The 17355-nt window shown below is 67.3% G+C and carries 15 protein-coding genes; 11 read left to right on the top strand and 4 right to left on the bottom strand.

The window, feature by feature from the left end:
* Positions 1 to 158: 158 nt before the first annotated feature.
* Positions 159 to 563 (top strand): PaaI family thioesterase, encoded by a 405-nt coding sequence (locus tag BAMB_RS16085; protein ID WP_011658242.1) that lies wholly within the window; start codon positions 159 to 161, stop codon positions 561 to 563.
* An 8-nt stretch (positions 564 to 571) separates the two neighbouring features.
* Complete coding sequence (locus BAMB_RS16080) at positions 572 to 1438, top strand: patatin-like phospholipase family protein (protein WP_011658241.1); 867 nt, start codon at positions 572 to 574, stop codon at positions 1436 to 1438.
* Between the two features lie 49 nt (positions 1439 to 1487).
* Here BAMB_RS16080 and BAMB_RS16075 read toward each other — a convergent pair whose 3' ends face one another.
* A complete protein-coding gene (locus BAMB_RS16075; protein WP_011658240.1) occupies positions 1488 to 2501 on the bottom strand; it encodes a D-2-hydroxyacid dehydrogenase family protein in 1014 nt (337 codons plus the stop codon).
* A gap of 430 nt (positions 2502 to 2931) precedes the next feature.
* Between BAMB_RS16075 and BAMB_RS16070 the strand changes: the two genes are divergently transcribed.
* On the top strand, positions 2932 to 3981 hold the full coding sequence (locus tag BAMB_RS16070) for a LysR family transcriptional regulator (protein WP_011658239.1): 1050 nt from the start codon (positions 2932 to 2934) through the stop codon (positions 3979 to 3981).
* A gap of 140 nt (positions 3982 to 4121) precedes the next feature.
* Here BAMB_RS16070 and BAMB_RS16065 read toward each other — a convergent pair whose 3' ends face one another.
* The 3 genes from BAMB_RS16065 to dprA all read right to left on the bottom strand — a co-directional run bounded on the left by BAMB_RS16065 (position 4122) and on the right by dprA (position 8641).
* Positions 4122 to 6719 (bottom strand): DNA topoisomerase III, encoded by a 2598-nt coding sequence (locus tag BAMB_RS16065; RefSeq protein ID WP_011658238.1) that lies wholly within the window; start codon positions 6717 to 6719, stop codon positions 4122 to 4124.
* Between the two features lie 191 nt (positions 6720 to 6910).
* Positions 6911 to 7291, bottom strand: a complete 381-nt coding sequence (locus tag BAMB_RS16060) for a thioredoxin family protein (protein ID WP_006750078.1) — start codon at positions 7289 to 7291, stop codon at positions 6911 to 6913.
* Positions 7292 to 7327: 36 nt separating this feature from the next.
* A complete protein-coding gene (gene dprA / locus BAMB_RS16055) occupies positions 7328 to 8641 on the bottom strand; it encodes a DNA-processing protein DprA (RefSeq protein ID WP_041491297.1) in 1314 nt (437 codons plus the stop codon).
* Positions 8642 to 8827: 186 nt separating this feature from the next.
* On the opposite strand from dprA, the gene def reads away from it, so the two are divergent.
* The 8 genes from def (at position 8828) to esaR (ending at position 17320) form a co-directional block, all read left to right on the top strand.
* Positions 8828 to 9331, top strand: a complete 504-nt coding sequence (def, locus tag BAMB_RS16050; protein ID WP_011658236.1) for a peptide deformylase — start codon at positions 8828 to 8830, stop codon at positions 9329 to 9331.
* A 34-nt stretch (positions 9332 to 9365) separates the two neighbouring features.
* Positions 9366 to 10349, top strand: coding sequence for a methionyl-tRNA formyltransferase (fmt, locus tag BAMB_RS16045; protein WP_011658235.1), 984 nt, complete (start codon positions 9366 to 9368; stop codon positions 10347 to 10349).
* A gap of 110 nt (positions 10350 to 10459) precedes the next feature.
* Positions 10460 to 11101: a LysE family translocator gene (locus tag BAMB_RS16040; protein ID WP_011658234.1), complete on the top strand. Its 642-nt coding sequence runs from the start codon at positions 10460 to 10462 to the stop codon at positions 11099 to 11101.
* A 100-nt stretch (positions 11102 to 11201) separates the two neighbouring features.
* Positions 11202 to 12059: a zinc metalloprotease HtpX gene (gene htpX, locus BAMB_RS16035; protein ID WP_006750073.1), complete on the top strand. Its 858-nt coding sequence runs from the start codon at positions 11202 to 11204 to the stop codon at positions 12057 to 12059.
* Between the two features lie 176 nt (positions 12060 to 12235).
* Positions 12236 to 13624, top strand: coding sequence for a 16S rRNA (cytosine(967)-C(5))-methyltransferase RsmB (gene rsmB, locus BAMB_RS16030; protein ID WP_011658233.1), 1389 nt, complete (start codon positions 12236 to 12238; stop codon positions 13622 to 13624).
* The gene (locus BAMB_RS16025) at positions 13621 to 14214 is read left to right on the top strand and encodes a DUF4390 domain-containing protein (protein ID WP_011658232.1); all 594 of its coding nucleotides are present in this window, start codon (positions 13621 to 13623) and stop codon (positions 14212 to 14214) included. The genes rsmB and BAMB_RS16025 overlap by 4 nt, the downstream gene beginning before the upstream one ends.
* Positions 14204 to 16618 carry a sensor histidine kinase EsaS gene (esaS, locus tag BAMB_RS16020; RefSeq protein WP_011658231.1) on the top strand — a complete coding sequence of 805 codons (2415 nt, stop codon included), beginning with the start codon at positions 14204 to 14206 and terminating at the stop codon, positions 16616 to 16618. The genes BAMB_RS16025 and esaS overlap by 11 nt, the downstream gene beginning before the upstream one ends.
* Positions 16619 to 17320: a response regulator transcription factor EsaR gene (gene esaR / locus BAMB_RS16015; RefSeq protein ID WP_011658230.1), complete on the top strand. Its 702-nt coding sequence runs from the start codon at positions 16619 to 16621 to the stop codon at positions 17318 to 17320.
* The last annotated feature ends 35 nt before the right edge of the window (positions 17321 to 17355 follow it).

Below are 17355 nucleotides of genomic sequence, written 5' to 3'. Positions count from 1 at the left end.
TCTTTGCAACACCTTTCTGCGAATTTCCTGAAAATATTTCGTCACCTCGACCGCGGCCGTCCGTGCGGCGGCGAGCGATCGCAGTTGGCGCGCTCCCGGTATGATGACGTCCACACCTGTTGCGCGGCGGTCGCGCAACGTTTTCTGGACATTCGAAGATGGACGAAAACGCAGTCCGCGAATTGCTGGATCGCCTGCTGGCCCCGTGGGTCCGCTCGCTCGGTCTGGTCCCCGTATCGATCGGCGACGACAGCGTGACGATGCGTCTGCCGTTTTCCGGCGAATTCCGTCATTCGGGCGGCATCATCTGCGGCCAGGTGTTCACGGCCGCCGCCGACACCGCGATGGTGGTCGCGATCTCGGTCTCGCTCGGTGAATTCCGGCCGATGACGACCGTATCGCTGAACACGAACTTCATGCGTCCGGTGCGCAAGGGCGACGTGCTCGTCACCGCGCGCGTGCTGCGGATGGGCCGCAACCTGGTATTCGGCGAAGTCGAACTGTTCGACGAGGACGGCAAGATGGCCGTTCACGCGACGTCGACCTACGCGCTCGTCAGCTGAGCGGCGCGATGTTCGACCAGATCGTCTTCGCGGGAGGTGGCAATCGCTGCTGGTGGCAGGCCGGCTTCTGGGACGTCGCGCAGCCGGCGCTCGGCTTGCGCCCGCGCGTGATCGCCGGCATTTCGGCCGGCGCGGCGACCGCTTGCATGTTGTATACGCGCGACGCCGCGTGGGTGATGCGCTATTACGAGGACGCGCTGCGCCACAACCGCAAGAACGCGTACTGGGGCAACCTGTTCGGGCGCGAGCCCGTGTTTCCGCATTACCGGATCTACCGCCAGGCGCTGCTCGACATCTACGGCGAGCCGTTCGCGCAACTCGCCGACGCACCGGAAATCCGCATCGGCGTGTCGCACGTGCCGCGCTGGCTCGGCGCGCGCAGCGCGGTCGCCGCGGGCCTCGTCGCGTACAACATCGAAAAGTACGTGCGCAAGACGCTACACCCGACGCTCGGGCGCACGCTCGGCTTCCGGCCCGAATTCGTGCGCGCGCAGGCCTGCACGAGCGTCGACGAACTCGCCGACCTGATCCTGCAGTCGTCGTGCACGCCACCGTTCACGCCGGTGCTGCGGCGCGGCGGCCGGCCGGTGCTCGACGGCGGCATGGTCGACAACGTGCCGGTCGGCGCGCTCGACCCGTCGCCGGGCGACGTGCTGGTGCTCGTCACGCGGCTGTATCCGCGCCCGCAGATGTTTACGGTCGCGCACGGCGAGCAGCGGCGGCTCTATGTACAACCGTCGAGCAAGGTGCCGATTTCGAGCTGGGATTACACGAGTCCGTCGCAGATGCGGCATGCGTACGACCTCGGGCGGCGCGACGGCGAGCATTTCCTCACGCGCGTCGACGCGATGACAGGCGGCCGCGTGGCCGCCTGAAGGCGGGAAGGGAGAACCGGGGCCGCGCGGCGGGCGCGGCCCGCGCCGGTCAGCGCACGCGGCGCGGCGTCAGTGCTTCCGGGTTGACCACGCTCGACATGTCGCCCTGGTCGAACGCGAGGATGTTCCGGAAAGCCGCGCTGAAATAGAGCTCGTAGCTTTCGCGTTCGACGTAGCCGATGTGCGGCGTGCAGATCACGTTTTCCATCCGCAGCAGGCTGTAGCCTTGCAGGATCGGCTCGCTTTCGAACACGTCGATCGCGACCATCCCCGGACGGTTGTGCGACAGCGCGTTGACGAGCGCGTTTTCCTCGAGCAGCTCCGCGCGGCTCGTGTTGACGAGCAGCGACGTCGGCTTCATCCGCATCAGGTCTTCCTGCTTGACGATCCCGCGCGTGTCGTCGTGCATGCGCAAGTGCAGCGACAGCACGTCGCTCTGCTCGAACAGCGCTTCGCGGCTCTCGGCGGCCGTGTAGCCGTCGGCGCGCGCGGCCTCGAGTGAATGCTCGCGGCCCCAGATCAGCACGTTCATCCCGAACGCCTTGCCATAGCCGGCGACCAGCCGGCCGATCTTGCCGTAGCCCCAGATGCCGAGCGTCTGGCCGCGCAGCACCTGGCCCAGGCCGAAGTTCGGCGGCATGGCCGACGTCTTCAGGCCCGACTGCTGCCACGCACCCTGCTTCAGGTTTGCGACGTATTGCGGAATGCGGCGCTGGGCGGCCATCACGAGTGCCCAGGTCAGTTCGGCCGGCGCGACTGGCGAACCCGTGCCTTCGAGCACCGCGATGCCGCGGTCGGTACACGCTTCGAGGTCGATGTGGGTCGAGATGCGGCCGGTCTGGCTGATCATGCGCAGGTTCGGCAGCTTGGCGAGCAGTTGCGACGAAATCGGCGTGCGCTCGCGAATCAGCACGAGCGCCTCGACTTCCGCGAGACGGCTCGCGAGCTGCCCCAGGCCGCGCACCGTGTTGTTGAAGACCTTCACGTCGTGCTCGGCGAGCATCTCGAAGCAGTTCAGCTTGCGGACGGCGTCCTGGTAGTCGTCGAGAATGGCAATTTTCATGATCAGCGGGAGTCGCGCGTTGAAAGCGGCGGCGGTGGCGGCGGCGCACGTGTGGCGCACCCGTCCCGCCCGGCCGGGGCCGACATGATGCTACGTCGGTGTCCGTCGTGGTGTCTTTTTAACAGGTTGTTACGCTCCGCCGCAATCGCGCCCGCCTGATGCGGCGCCGCTCCCGTGTCAGGAGCCGGGGTGCGCTGTTGTGTCGCACCAAATACGTCCTTTCTGATTCGACCGTTTACCCGCCGAGGTTCACCCAATTGTTGCTTCGATCAGAATAATTGGATCATCCGTTCGCGATGAGTGAGGATTTTTGACTATTTTTATCGTCAACGGCCACCTTGTTGAGCAACTCTGCATCATTTCCGTTGTCGTAGGAGAATTACGCATAGGCTTCAACTTTTTGAAGTTGTAACAGCGGCAGGAGTCGTTTATGGATCATTTGCAGTCGATGCGCGTGTTCGTCAAGGTTGCGGATCTCGGCAGTTTCGCGCGGGCCGCGAGTGCTATGGATATCTCCAACGCGGTCGCGACGCGTCACGTCGCCGATCTGGAGGGCCGCCTCGGCACACGGTTGCTGAACCGCACCACCCGCAGCCTTTCGCTGACGGAGTCGGGCCAGGTCTATCTGGAGCGGGCGCGCCAGATTCTCGATGAGCTCGAGGATGTCGAACAGATGGTCGTCGCGCGCAATCACGAGCCGGTCGGCACGTTGCGCATCGTCGCGCCGGTCGTGTTCGGCCTGCATAACCTCGCCCCCGTCCTGCAGTCGTACACGGAGAATTTCCCGAAAGTCGTGCCGGATCTGACGCTGGTCGACCGCCAGGTCGATCTCGTCGAGGAAGGTTTCGACGTCGGCATCGTCGTCACGCGCCAGATGCGCAGCGCGAGCATCGTCACGCGGCGCCTGACCACGGGCTGCATGACCGTGTGCGCGACGCCGAGCTATCTGGAAAAGCATGGCGTGCCGACTCATCCGGAACAACTCGCCGAGCACCCGGCGCTGAGCCTGCCGACCGAATACTGGGGCGACGAGCGTGTGTTCACGGGGCCCGATGGCGAAGTGCGCGTGCGCCCGACCAACGTGATCGTCGCGAACAACACCGCGATGCTGCGCCAGTTCGCGCTGCTCGGGATGGGCGTCGCGATCCTGCCGAGCTACCTGATCGGCGGCGACATCGCACGCGGCGCGCTGGTGCGGTTGCTGCCGGATTTCCGGCTGCCGCAGGTCGAGATCAACATTGCATACCCGAGCCGGCGCCATCTGCCCGCGAAGGTGCGCACGTTCATCGACCACCTCGTCGAATATTTCAGCCACGCGACCGACGCGGTGATTGGCGAACAATGGGCCGCACAGAGTGCGATGCCGGCGCCGATCGGCGTCGAGATGCGTGCCGAGCAGCCCGAATCGACCGACCCGAACCTGCAGCCGCGCGTCGCGCGCTCGGCGCGCCCGCGCGTCGCGGTGCCGTCGCCGCTGTAACGGCGCGGCGGCCGCGCACCGACGCGGCCGGCGCCAAAGAAAAAACGCGGATCGAGCGATCGATCCGCGTTTTTTTATCGCCGTTTGACCGGCTGACCGGCGTGCAATGCGCCGGGGGGAGCCCCCCGGCGGTGGGGTCGTTACGAGCCCGTCTTGCGCGCCGTCGTCTTGCGGGCGGCGGTCTTGCGGGCCGGTGCCGGTTTCTCGTCGGCGCCTTCCGTCACGGTTTCGGCATCCTTCGTCGCCGATTTTGCCGTCTTCTTCGCGGCGGCAGCCTTCGGCTCCTTCTTTTCGAACTCGAAACCGATCTTGCCGTCCGGCTGCTTCACGAGGAACGCCTTGAAGTTGCGGCCCGTGCGCGACGACTTGAAGTTCGGCATCAGATCCGTGCGACCGTCGGCGAGCAGCTTGGCCATCTGGTCGCGCGTGATTTCCTGCTGCAGGATCACCTTGCCCGAACGGAAGTCGCAGGTCTTCGGATTCGCGACCGAGTGCTCGCACACATAGCTCATCCCGTGCTCGAACACGCGGCCGTTGCATTTCGGGCACGCGCCGACCGGTTCCTGCTCGGAGAAGTCGGGCGCCTCGCCTTCCTCGCCGCCCTGGTCCTGGCCGAAGTCGAACTCGAGCTTGTAGTTCTTCGTTTCGTCGTCGAACGAGAGCTTCAGGATCGCCGAGAACGGACGGCCCATCTTGCTGCGGAAACCGGACAGCGGACCGATGGTCTTCTGCTGCAGCAGTTCCTCGACTTCCGCGATCTCGAACTGCCGGCTGCCCGGAATCTTCGAGATCGAGAACTCGCACTTCGTGCACGCGAAGCGGCGGTAGTTTTCCTTCACCTGGCCGCCGCAGTTCGGGCACGGCGTCTGGAGCGTCGCGTAATCGCCGGGGATCGTGTCGGAATCGTATTCCTTCGCGCGCTTGACGATCTGCTGCGTCATGCGGGCGATTTCCTGCATGAACGCATCGCGGCCGAGGTTGCCGCGCTCCATCTGCGACAGCTTGTATTCCCATTCGCCGGTGAGCTCGGGCGCGGTCAGCTCCTTCACGCCGAGCCCGCGCAGCAGCGTCATCAGCTGGAATGCCTTCGCGGTCGGGATCAGCTCGCGGCCTTCACGGACGAGATATTTTTCGCCCAGTAGGCCTTCGATGATCGCCGCGCGCGTTGCCGGCGTGCCGAGGCCCTTCGCGGCCATCGCCTCGCGCAGCTCGTCGTCCTCGACGAGCTTGCCCGCGCCTTCCATTGCCGACAACAGCGTCGCTTCGGAGTAGCGTGCGGGCGGCTTGGTCACGAGCGCCACGGCGGCGATCTCGTCCGTCTTCACCTTCTCGTCCTTCTGCACCGGCACGAGGTTCGCGTCCGCGCCTTCGGCGTCGCGGCCGTACACCTGCAGCCAGCCCGGCTCGACGAGCACCTTGCCTTCGGTCTTGAAGTGATGACCGGCGACTTCGGTGATCCGCGTCGTGACACGGAATTCGGCCGCCGGGAAGAACACCGCGAGGAAGCGCTTCACGACCATGTCGTACAGCTTCTGCTCCGGCTCGGACAGCGACTTCGGCGCCTGCAGCGTCGGGATGATGGCGAAGTGGTCGCTGATCTTCGAATTGTCGAAGATCCGCTTGTTCGGCTTCACCCAGCCCTGGTCCAGCACCCGCTTCGCATGCGGCAGGTAGTTGTGGCTCTCCTTGAGCATTTCGAGCGTCGACTGCACCGTCGAAATGTAGTCTTCCGGCAGCGCGCGCGCGTCGGTACGCGGGTACGTCAGCACCTTGTGCTTTTCATACAGCGCCTGCGCGAGGCCGAGCGTATTCTTCGCGGAGAAGCCGAAGCGGCTGTTCGCCTCGCGCTGCAGGCTCGTCAGATCGAACAGCAGCGGCGACAGCTGGGTCGACGGCTTCGATTCCTCGGATACCGTGCCGACCTGGTCGCGGCATGCGGCGACGATGGTTTCGGCGGCCGGCAGGCTCCACAGGCGGGAGTCGCGCCTTTCAGGATCGAACTCGTCCCGCTTGAATTTCGGGTCGTACCACTTGCCTTCGTAGAAGCCGTTCGCGCAGGCGAACGCGGCCTTCACTTCCCAGTAGTCCCGCGGGACGAAGCGGCGGATTTTCTCTTCACGTTCGACGACGATCGACAGCGTTGGCGTCTGAACGCGGCCGACGGTCGTCAGGAAGAAGCCGCCGCCCTTGCTGTTGAACGCGGTCATCGCGCGGGTGCCGTTGATCCCGACGAGCCAGTCGGCTTCGGAGCGGCAGCGTGCGGCGTCGGCGAGCGGTTGCATGTCGGTGTCGCTGCGCAGGTGCGCGAAACCGTCGCGAATCGCCTGCGGCGTCATCGACTGCAGCCACAGGCGCTGGACCGGCTGCTTCGCCTTCGCATGCTGCACGATCAGGCGGAAAATCAGTTCGCCCTCGCGCCCCGCGTCACATGCGTTGATCAGGCGGTCGACGTCCTTGCGCTTCATCAGCTTGGTAAGGACCTTCAGGCGCGATTCGCTTTTTGCAATCGGGTTGAGGTCGAAATGCGGGGGGATGACGGGCAGATGAGCGAAGCTCCATTTGCCGCGCTTGACCTCGTACTCTTCCGGGGCGGCGATTTCCAGCAGGTGGCCGACCGCGGACGAAAGGACGAATTCGTCGCTTTCGAAGTATTCGTCATGCTTGGTAAAGCCGCCCAAAGCGCGCGCGATGTCGTTCGCGACAGAAGGCTTTTCCGCAATGATCAGAGCTTTGGACATGACAGGTGTGTGTTGGTAGACCGGGTTCGCCGGCGTGGGTCCCTTTTACGACGGCTTTATAGCACACGCGGCGGCGACGGCGGCGCGGCGTGTAAAAAGCGGCTCATCATAGAGGGGGCCCGCAATGGCGGCAAGCGCCCGGCCCGGCGGCACGCGCAACGTCGCGCGAAGCCGTCTGGCCGGGGCGCGTTTTACGCCTCGACGTTCAGGATATTGCGCAATTTCGGTGCGTGCGGCGCGCCGGGTACCGCGCTCAGGTCCGACAGCATCCGTTCGACGATCGCCGCGTGCGGCAGCACCGTGCCGAAGAAGCGCGCGGTGTTTGCGTCCTCGATCAGGATCGTCGGGAAATTCTCGACGTCGAGATCGTCGAGCCGGTCGGCGTGGGTTTCGATATCGATCCACGCGAAGCAGGCGTCGGGATGGGCGTCGGCGAGCTGGTCGAAGGCCGTCCGGTAGTCGCGGCAGGTGCCGCACCACTCGGCGCACAGGCAGGCGACCAGCAGCGTGTCGGGATCGGCGAGGCGCTCGGCGATCCGATCGGCATCGGTGTCGAGATTCAGCGCGGGCATGGAATTCCTTGGGTAACGTCGACGGCATGGCCGCCCCTATTCGGGGGAATGTAGCACGCCGGACCGGGGCGGGGTGGGCGCCGCGTCAAGCCGCGCGAAGCGTCCGCCGGGCACGCTGGCGACGCGGCCGGCCAGTTCGAGCGCGAGCAACGCGCTGTACAGCACGTCGTCGGACAGGCCGCTGTGCTCGGCGAGCCACTCGTAGGTCACGGGGCCGTATCCCAGCGCGGCCAGCACGGATCGTTCGGCGGGGGTATCGGGCGGTGCGCCTTCGCTTACGGGGGACGCGGCGGCCGCAACGGCGGAGCCGGCCTTCGCGGCAGGCTCGCCCATGCGTTGCTCCGCCGTGCCGGCTGCTTCGACGTTATCGGGGCTCGATCCAGAATGCTGCGCGATGTGAGCAGTCGCTTCGCCCAGCCCGTATTCCTCCAGCACGTCGAGCGGCGCCGCGGTGAGCTTCGCGCCGTCGCGGATCAGCGCGTGGCAGCCCTGCGCGAGCGGCGCGTGGATCGAGCCCGGCATCGCGAACACGTCGCGGCCCAGCTCGTTCGCGAGCCGCGCGGTGATCAGCGAGCCGGAGCGCGGCGCGGCTTCGACGACGAGCGCGCCCACGGCGAGTGCGGCGATCAGCCGATTGCGCTGCGGGAAATGCGACGCTCGCGCCGGCGTGCCGAGCGGCCATTCGGACAGGATCGCGCCACGCGCGGCGATCTCGTGCGCGAGCGTGCGGTGCCGCGCCGGATAGACGAGGTCGGCGCCCGTCGCGATCACCGCGATCGTGCTGGCGCGGCCGGCGAGCCCGCCGCGATGCGCGGCGCCGTCGATGCCGAGCGCGAGGCCCGAGACGATCGCGAGCCCCGCATCGGACAGCGCATGCGCGAAGCGCGTGGCGTCGGCGAGCCCTTGCGGCGTTGCGTGGCGGCTGCCGACGACGGCGAGCCCCCGTGCGTGCAGCAGCTCGAGCCTGCCCTTTACATATAGCAGCGGCGGCGGATCGTGCAGGTCGCGCAGCCGCGGCGGATAGACGGGATCGTTGAGCGTGACGATCGCGTTGCCCGGTGCATCGAGCCACGCGAGCGCAGCGTCGGTGCGCGCGTCGAGGTCGTGCCGCTCGCTGGCGCGCACCGCCCGCGCCGCGGCCGCGCTGCTCGCCGCGCAGATGGCCTCGTCGGATGCGCGCAGCAGCGCCGCCGGCGAGCCGAATGCGTCGAGCAGCGCGTGCAGCACGGCAGGCGGGAGGCCCGGCGCATGCGCGAGCTGCAGCCACGCGCGCAGCGCGGAAGGGGTCAGCGCTTGCGGCGACATGAGGTTCCCCTCGAATGCGACGGCCAGCGGACAGCGTGGCGCCATGATAAAATTTTCATCATCCGAAATACTCGACAGGGCCGCGCGCCACCGGCGTCCGGCCATTTGCAGGAGGCATGACCTGCGGCATTGATATGCCGCGCGTCCGCCTCATCTTCATTGCATCCCGGCAGTGGCGCCAGCCGGCCGGATGGCCGATGCGGCCCGCCGCTCCACCGAATACCGAACACCATGGCATTGCTGAACATTCTTCATTACCCCGACAAGCGGCTGCACAAGGTCGCCAAGCCCGTCGACAAGGTCGACGACCGGATCCGCAAGCTCGTCGCCGACATGGCCGAAACCATGTACGCAGCGCCGGGCATCGGCCTCGCGGCGACGCAGGTCGACGTGCACGAGCGCGTGATCGTGATCGACATCTCCGAGGAGAAGAACGAGCTGCGCGCGTTCATCAACCCCGAGATCATCTGGTCGAGCGACGAGAAGCAGATCTACGAGGAGGGGTGCCTGTCGGTGCCCGGGATCTACGACGAGGTCGAGCGCCCGGACCATGTGCGCGTGCGTGCGCTCAACGAGCAGGGCGAGACCTTCGAGCTCGACTGCGAGGGCCTGCTGGCCGTGTGCGTGCAGCACGAGATGGATCACCTGATGGGGCGCGTGTTCGTCGAATACCTGTCGCCGCTGAAGCAGACGCGCATCAAGACGAAGATGAAGAAACTCGAACGCGCGATGTGACGCGTATTCGCCAAGCCCGCTCCCGAACGCTTTCATGACCCATACGTTGCGCGTGATTTTTGCCGGCACGCCGGAATTCGCCGCGGCCGCACTCGCCGCGATCCACGAGGCCGGTTTTCCGGTGCCGCTCGTGCTCACCCAGCCCGATCGCCCTGCCGGACGCGGGATGAAACTGCAGGCGAGCGCCGTGAAGCGCTATGCCGTCGAGCACGGGATGCCCGTCGCGCAGCCGCCGTCGCTGCGCCGCGCGGGCAAGTACCCGGCGGAGGCAGCCGACGCGATCGAGCTGCTGCGCACGACCCCCCACGACGTGATGGTGGTCGCCGCATACGGCCTGCTGCTGCCGCAGGAGGTGCTTGACATTCCGCGCGCCGGCTGCATCAACATCCATGCGTCGCTGCTGCCGCGCTGGCGCGGCGCCGCGCCGATCCACCGCGCGATCGAGGCCGGTGACGCCGAGACGGGCGTCACGCTGATGCAGATGGACGTCGGCCTCGACACCGGCGCGATGATCGACGAAGCGCGCGTCGCGATCGCGCCCGACGATACGACCGCCACCCTGCACGACCGGCTGGCCGCCGACGGCGCGCGGCTGATCGTCGATGCGCTGGTGCGGCTCGAGCGCGACGGCGCATTGCCCGCCACCCCGCAGCCGGCCGACGGCGTGACCTATGCGGAAAAGATCGGCAAGCACGAGGCGGCGCTCGACTGGCGCAAGCCGGCCGACGTGCTCGCGCGCCAGGTGCGCGCGTTCGACCCGTTCCCGGGCGGCGTCGCGACGCTCGACGGCGCGGCCATCAAGCTTTGGGCGGCCGAGCCCGTGGCGGCGCGCGGCGACGCGGCGCCCGGCACGATCGTCGACGCAGCGCCGGAAGGCGTGATCGTCGCGTGCGGCAGCGGCGCGCTACGCGTCACGCAACTGCAGAAGCCGGGCGGCAAGCGGTTGCCCGCGCGTGAATTCCTGGCCGGCTCGCCGCTCGCCGCAGGCCAGCGTTTCGCGTTGCCCGACGGGGCCTGAGCGTCATTCGACCCGACCTGCCGGTCGCGCGCAATTGCCCGAACGGCCGAGTCGCACGGCGCGGCAGGCGCGCGTAGAATTTACCTGCGCTTTCCGGTTTCGAGGTCTTCATGCTTGGCATCACCCATTTCGGCTTCTTCGTGTTCGCGGTGTTCCTGCTGAACGTCACGCCCGGCCCCGACACGGCCTACATCGTCGGCCGCAGCGTCGCCCAGGGGCGCGGTGCGGGGCTGATGTCGGCGTTCGGCATCTCGGCCGGCTGCTGCGTTCACGCGCTCGCGTGCGCATTCGGCCTGACCGCGTTGCTGGCGGCATCGGCCACCGCGTTCACGGTGATCAAGCTGGTCGGCGCCGCCTACCTGATCTACCTCGGCGTGCGGATGATCGTCGCGCGGCAGGCCGCCGAGCCGTCGGGGGCCGCAGCCGCGCAGGGCACGGCCGCAAAGCCGCTGCGCCAGCTCTTCATGCAGGGCTTCTGGACCAACGTGCTGAATCCGAAGGTCGTGCTGTTCTTCGTGTCGTTCTTCCCGCAGTTCGTGTCGGCCGACAGTCCGCACAAGGCTTGGGCGTTCCTGACGCTCGGCGCGGTATTCGTCGCGATGAGCACGGTGTGGACCAGCCTCGTCGCGTGGGTCGCGGGCAGCGTCACGCAGCGCTTTTCGGGCAAGCCGGGCGTCAAGAAGTGGCTCGACCGTACGGTGGGCAGCGCTTTCGTCGGCCTGGGCCTTCGTCTTGCAACATCGCAACGCTGAGATTGAATTTTTCGCGCAAGACCTTATCTAACAAATCGCTTACAATTTTCCGTCGCGCCCTTTGATGCGCGACGGGTCCCCTGACGGATAAGGAGTGGGTATGTTCAATTGGGTCAAAACGGCGATGCTGATGGCCGGGATCACGGCCCTGTTCATCGTGATCGGCGGCATGATCGGCGGCACCCGCGGCATGACGATCGCGCTGCTGTTCGCGCTCGCCATGAATTTCTTCTCGTACTGGTTCTCCGACAAGATGGTGCTGCGCATGTACAACGCGCAGGAAGTCGACGAGAACACGGCGCCGCAGTTCTACCGGATGGTGCGCGAGCTTGCCACGCGCGCGAACCTGCCGATGCCGCGCGTCTACCTGATCAACGAGGATGCGCCGAACGCGTTCGCCACGGGCCGCAACCCGGAGCACGCGGCGGTGGCCGCGACGACGGGCATCCTGCGCGTGCTGTCCGAGCGCGAGATGCGCGGCGTGATGGCGCACGAGCTTGCGCACGTGAAGCACCGCGACATCCTGATCTCGACGATCACCGCGACGATGGCAGGCGCGATCTCGGCGCTGGCCAACTTCGCGATGTTCTTCGGCGGCCGCGATGAAAACGGCCGTCCGGCCAACCCCATCGCGGGGATTGCGGTCGCGCTGCTCGCGCCGATTGCCGGCGCGCTGATCCAGATGGCGATCTCGCGGGCGCGCGAATTCGAGGCCGATCGCGGCGGCGCGCAGATCTCCGGCGATCCGCAGTCGCTCGCCACCGCGCTCGACAAGATCCATCGCTATGCGGCGGGCATCCCGTTCCAGGCGGCCGAAGCGCATCCGGCCACCGCGCAGATGATGATCATGAACCCGCTGCACGGCGGCGGCCTGCAGAACCTGTTCTCCACGCACCCGGCGACCGAGGAGCGCATCGCGCGCCTGATGGAGATGGCGCGCACCGGCCGCTTCGACTAACTCGCGTCGCACTCGCACCTCGCCCCGCACGCCTCGCGCTGCGGGGCGTTTCATTTGTGTGTCCGGTAAAGGGGCCGCATGGCCTCACGCTACAATGCGCGGTTTGGAATCGCGGCGGCCGCGCACGGCCGCAGGGTTCCCGCCGCTCGCGGCGCCCGTTTGCCGATTTTGCTCCGATGACACGAACCCGTTCCTCTGCTCCGTCTTCCTCCGGCCGCCCCGCGCGCCTGTCCGCGCTGCGTCTCGCGCCCGATTCGCTCGGCTTCGCGCTCGACGCGGCCGCGCAGGCAGTCGATGCGGTGCGGCGCGGCACCGCGCTGCCGGCGGCACTGGCCGCGGTGTTCGCGCAGATGCCGGCCGACGCGCAGGCGCTGGCGCGCGGCGCGACGCAGGACGTCGCTTACCGGACGATGCGGCGCCTCGGCAGCGCGGACTGGCTGATCGGCCGGCTCGTCAGCAAGGCGCCGCCCGCGCACGTGCAGGCGGTACTCGCCGCCGCGCTCGCGCTGCTGCTCGATCCGGAGGAGACGGCCGCGTATCCGGCGTTCACGATCGTCGACCAGGCCGTGACCGTGATCGGCGCGCGGCGCGAATTCGCGTTCGCGAAGGGGCTGGTGAACGCGGTGCTGCGCCGTTTCCAGCGTGAGCGCGACGCGCTCGTCGCGGCGCTGCGGGACGATCCGGTCGCCCGCTGGAACTACCGTCCGTGGTGGATCGATGCGGTGAAGCGCGCGTGGCCGGACGCATGGCAGGCGATCCTCGCCGCCGGCGAGCGCCAGGGGCCGCTGACGCTGCGCGTGAACGCGCGCCGTGCGAGCGTCGACGCGTATCTCGACACGCTGCGCGCGAACGGGATCGACGCGACCGCGATCGGCCGCCATGCGGTGCGGCTCGCATCGGCGCTGCCGGTCGATCGCATTCCGGGCTTCGCGGACGGCGTCGTGTCGGTGCAGGATGCCGGCGCGCAGCTCGCCGCCGAATGGCTCGGCGCGCGTGACGGCATGCGCGTGCTCGACGCATGCGCGGCACCGGGCGGCAAGACCGGTCATATCCTCGAGCTGGCCGGCGCGGAGGTCGTTGCGCTCGAAAGCGACGCGACCCGTGCGGCGCGCATCGGCGAGAACCTCGCGCGCCTGTCGCTCACGGCGGACGTGCGCGTCGGCGATGCCGGCGCGCCGGATGCGTGGTACGACGGCAGGCCGTTCGACCGCATCCTCGCCGACGTGCCGTGCTCGGCGTCAGGCATCGTGCGCCGTCATCCCGACATCCGCTGGCTGCGCCGCGAAGCCGACATCGCGGCGCTCGTCGCGGAACAGCGCCGCATCCTGACGGCGTTGTGGCCGCTCGTGAAGCCGGGCGGCGAACTGCTCTACGTGACGTGTTCGATCTTCCCCGAGGAGGGCGAATTGCAGGCCCGCTGGTTTGAAGCGGCCTGTGAAGATGCGGTACGATTGGACGCGCCCGGCCAACTGCTGCCCGGCGGCGTGCCCGCCGGAGCGGCCGGCGCACGCGACCAGACCACCGATCACGACGGATTTTTCTACGCGCGGTTTCAGAAACGGTGACGATCAAACACCTTTTTCCACTTCGGCTTGCGGCCGTCCTGCTGGTCGCATTGGCGCTGTGCCTGACTGTCGTTCGGCCGGCGCGCGCCGCCGAGTCGATCGCTGTGCAGCGCGCCTCGCTGCAGGCTGACGGAAGCGGCTGGAGCCTCGATGCCCGCTTCGATTTCGAGCTGAACCCGAACCTCGAGGATGCCGTCAACAAAGGCATCCCGCTGTACTTCACGACCGACTTCGAACTGAGCCGCGCGCGCTGGTACTGGTTCGACGAGCAGCCGGTGTCGGTGTCGCAGACGATCCGCCTGTCGTTCCAGCCGCTCACGCGCGAGTACCGCGTGTCGACGGGCGGGCTGCAACTCGGCTTCCCGTCGCTGAAGGACGCGCTCGCGGTCGTCCGGCACATCACGTCGTGGCACGTGATCGATCGCAACCAGGTGCGGGCCGGCGAAACCTACATGGCCTCGGTGCGCATGCAGCTCGATACGGCGCTGATGCCGAAGCCGTTCCAGGTCGACGCGGTGAACAACCGCGACTGGACGCTCGGCTCGGACTGGAAGCGCTTCAACTTCACGGTGACCGAACGTGCTAAATAAAGTGCGCCGCGCGGCCAGCGGGAAGAGCCTCCTCGTTCGCGTCATCGTAGCGACCGTCGCGCTTACCGCGCTGCTGCTGCTCGTGCTGCTCGCGGCCGCGAGCGCGAACACCGAGTTCTTCGATCGCTACTACTCGTGGCTGTACGCGATGAACATCATCGTCGCGCTCGTGTTCCTGCTGGTGGTGCTCGGGCTGATCGGGATGATCGTCGTGCGCCTGCGGAAGGGCAAGTTCGGCACGCGGCTGCTCGCGAAGCTCGCGGTCTTCTTCGCGCTCGTCGGCGTGGTGCCGGGCGGGATCATCTACATCGTGTCGTACCAGTTCGTGTCGCGCAGCATCGAGTCGTGGTTCGACGTGAACGTCGAGACCGCGCTGACGGCCGGCCTGAACCTCGGCCGCGGAATGCTCGACGCGTCGCTGTCCGACCTGCAGACGAAGGCGCGCCTGATGTCCGACCAGCTCGCGAGCGTCGATGCGAACACCAACGGCACGACGCTCACGCTCTTGCGCCTGCGCGATCAGTTCGGCGTGCAGGACGCGACCATCGTCGAGCCGAGCCGCGGCGGCTCGGGTGCGGCGCCCGACCTGCACATCGTTGCGCAGGCATCGGGCAATTTCGCCGTGCTGATTCCGGACGACCTGCCGACGCCACTGATGCTGAGCCAGGCGCGCGAGCATGGCGCGTACGCGGCGATCGAGGGCGAAGTCGACGGCGACCCGCGCGCACACGGCGCGAAGGGCGCGTTGCGGCTGCGCGTCGTGCGGCCGATCCCCGACGCGACGACGTCGCTGCTGCAGCCGGCGGAGCGTTTCCTGCAGCTCACGCAGCCGGTGCCGCCCACGCTCGCGCACAACGCCGACGCGGTGCAGCGCGCGTATCGCGAGTACCAGGAAAAAGCGCTCGGCCGCACCGGGCTGCGCAAGATGTACATCGGCACGCTGACGCTCGCGCTGTTCCTCGCGACCTTCATCGCGATGATGCTCGCGCTCGCGCTCGGCCAGCAGCTCGCGCGGCCGCTGTTCCTGCTCGCGCAGGGCACGAAGGAGATCACCGAAGGCGACTACACGCCGAAGCGCGAGATCAAGTCGCGCGACGAGCTCGGTTTCCTCACGCAGTCGTTCAACGCGATGACGCGCCAGCTGTCCGAGGCGCGGCTCGCGGTCGAGAAGAACCGGATCGCGCTCGAGCACTCGAAAACATATCTCGAAAGCATCCTCGCGAACCTGACCGCCGGCGTGTTCGTGCTCGACCGCCAGTTCCGGCTGACGACGGCCAACCGCGGCGCCGAGCGGATCTTCCGGCAGCCGTTCAGCGCGATGATCGGCACGGCGCTCGACCGGATCGACGTCGTGGCGGAATTCGGCGCGATGGTGCGCAAGGCATTCGCCGATCGCGAGGCGGCTTCCGACGGCGCGAGCGGCGATCGCGGCCACTGGCAGCAGCAGTTCGCGGTCGAGGTGCCGGGCGAATCCGATCCGCTGACCTTGCTCGTGCGCGGCACGCGCCTCGTGTCGACGGTCGAGGGGGAGGCCGACGATCCGCAGACGTCCGGCTACGTGGTCGTGTTCGACGACATCTCCGACGTGATTTCCGCGCAGCGTTCGGTCGCATGGGGCGAGGTCGCGCGGCGGCTCGCGCACGAGATCAAGAACCCGCTGACGCCGATCCAGCTGTCGGCCGAGCGGCTGCAGATGAAGCTGTCCGACAAGCTCGCGCCGCCCGATGCGGACGTGCTCAAGCGCGGCGCGACGATGATCGTCAATCAGGTGGCCGCGATGAAGCGGATGGTCGACGACTTTCGCGAATATGCGCGCACGCCGCCGGCGGTGCTCGGCAACCTGCAGTTGAACGAACTGGCGAGCGAGGTGCTCGGGCTGTATGGTGTCGGCGAAGGCAAGAGCCCGATCGTCGCCGAACTCGCGCCGTCGCTGCCGGTGATTCGCGGCGACGCGACGCAACTGCGCCAGGTGATCCACAACCTGCTGCAGAATGCGCAGGATTCGGTGGCGGAAGTCGCGCAACCGCGTGTGTTGATCGAAACCAAGACAGTAGAATATGGCGATCCCGACGCCGAGGGCAAAACGCGCGTCGCGGTACGTCTTACCGTGTCCGACAACGGGCCCGGTTTTCCGGCACGCATCCTGACCCGTGCGTTCGAGCCTTACGTGACGACAAAGGCGAAGGGCACGGGGCTCGGATTGGCCATGGTCAAGAAGATCGTCGACGAGCACGGCGCGCGGATCGATCTGCGCAATCGCATGCACGGCGAGACCGTCGAGGGTGCGCAGGTGTCGATCCTGTTCCTGCAGATGGCGAGCGATACGCCAGGCGCCGAACCCGGCGCGCAGGTCGGGACGGCCCCCGCTAAGACAAAAGCAAGTGTGCAGACAAAGGCAGCGTAAATGGCAACCATCCTGGTGGTAGATGATGAAATGGGCATCCGGGAATTGCTCTCGGAAATCCTCAGCGATGAAGGACATGTCGTCGAGGCGGCGGAGAACGCGCAGGCCGCGCGGGAATACCGTCTGAATCAGGCGCCCGATCTCGTGCTGCTCGATATCTGGATGCCCGATACCGACGGCGTCACGCTGCTCAAGGAATGGGCGGCGCAGGGCCTGTTGACGATGCCCGTGATCATGATGTCCGGGCACGCGACGATCGACACGGCCGTCGAGGCAACAAAGATCGGCGCGCTCGATTTCCTCGAGAAGCCGATCGCGCTGCAGAAGCTGCTGAAGTCAGTCGAGCACGGTCTCGTGCGCGGCGCGGCACCGGTGTCCGTCAACGCGGCGGCGAAGGCCGGCGTCGGGCAGGCTTCGGGCCCGGCGGCGGTCGCGTCCGCGGCCGCGCTGCCGACGCTCGGCGACGACATGGCCGCGGCGCTCGGTCTCGCAGGCCAGACGGCCGCGATTCCGTTCGACATCCCGTTGCGCGAAGCGCGCGATGCGTTCGAGCGCGCGTACTTCGAATATCACCTCGCGCGCGAGAACGGCAGCATGACGCGCGTCGCGGAGAAGACGGGCCTCGAGCGCACGCACCTGTATCGCAAGCTCAAGCAGCTGGGCGTCGAGCTCGGCAAGAAGCCGTCGGAAGGCGCCGCGTAAAATATTTTGCGAAAACTACTTGCGCAAAGTAACAG

The organism is Burkholderia ambifaria AMMD (assembly GCF_000203915.1).
GTDB lineage: Bacteria > Pseudomonadota > Gammaproteobacteria > Burkholderiales > Burkholderiaceae > Burkholderia > Burkholderia ambifaria.
Note: the sequence above shows the minus strand (reverse complement) of the source record. Positions and strands in the feature narration are given on the sequence as shown.

Bases quoted from the DNA above. Each gene is read 5' to 3' on its own strand.
- BAMB_RS16085 (WP_011658242.1), top strand. From the start codon at position 159: ATGGACGAAAACGCAGTCCGCGAATTGCTGGATCGCCTGCTGGCCCCG.
- BAMB_RS16080 (WP_011658241.1), top strand. From the start codon at position 572: ATGTTCGACCAGATCGTCTTCGCGGGAGGTGGCAATCGCTGCTGGTGG.
- BAMB_RS16075 (WP_011658240.1), bottom strand. From the start codon at position 2,501: ATGAAAATTGCCATTCTCGACGACTACCAGGACGCCGTCCGCAAGCTG.
- BAMB_RS16070 (WP_011658239.1), top strand. From the start codon at position 2,932: ATGGATCATTTGCAGTCGATGCGCGTGTTCGTCAAGGTTGCGGATCTC.
- BAMB_RS16065 (WP_011658238.1), bottom strand. From the start codon at position 6,719: ATGTCCAAAGCTCTGATCATTGCGGAAAAGCCTTCTGTCGCGAACGAC.
- BAMB_RS16060 (WP_006750078.1), bottom strand. From the start codon at position 7,291: ATGCCCGCGCTGAATCTCGACACCGATGCCGATCGGATCGCCGAGCGC.
- dprA (WP_041491297.1), bottom strand. From the start codon at position 8,641: ATGGCGCCACGCTGTCCGCTGGCCGTCGCATTCGAGGGGAACCTCATG.
- def (WP_011658236.1), top strand. From the start codon at position 8,828: ATGGCATTGCTGAACATTCTTCATTACCCCGACAAGCGGCTGCACAAG.
- fmt (WP_011658235.1), top strand. From the start codon at position 9,366: ATGACCCATACGTTGCGCGTGATTTTTGCCGGCACGCCGGAATTCGCC.
- BAMB_RS16040 (WP_011658234.1), top strand. From the start codon at position 10,460: ATGCTTGGCATCACCCATTTCGGCTTCTTCGTGTTCGCGGTGTTCCTG.
- htpX (WP_006750073.1), top strand. From the start codon at position 11,202: ATGTTCAATTGGGTCAAAACGGCGATGCTGATGGCCGGGATCACGGCC.
- rsmB (WP_011658233.1), top strand. From the start codon at position 12,236: ATGACACGAACCCGTTCCTCTGCTCCGTCTTCCTCCGGCCGCCCCGCG.
- esaR (WP_011658230.1), top strand. From the start codon at position 16,619: ATGGCAACCATCCTGGTGGTAGATGATGAAATGGGCATCCGGGAATTG.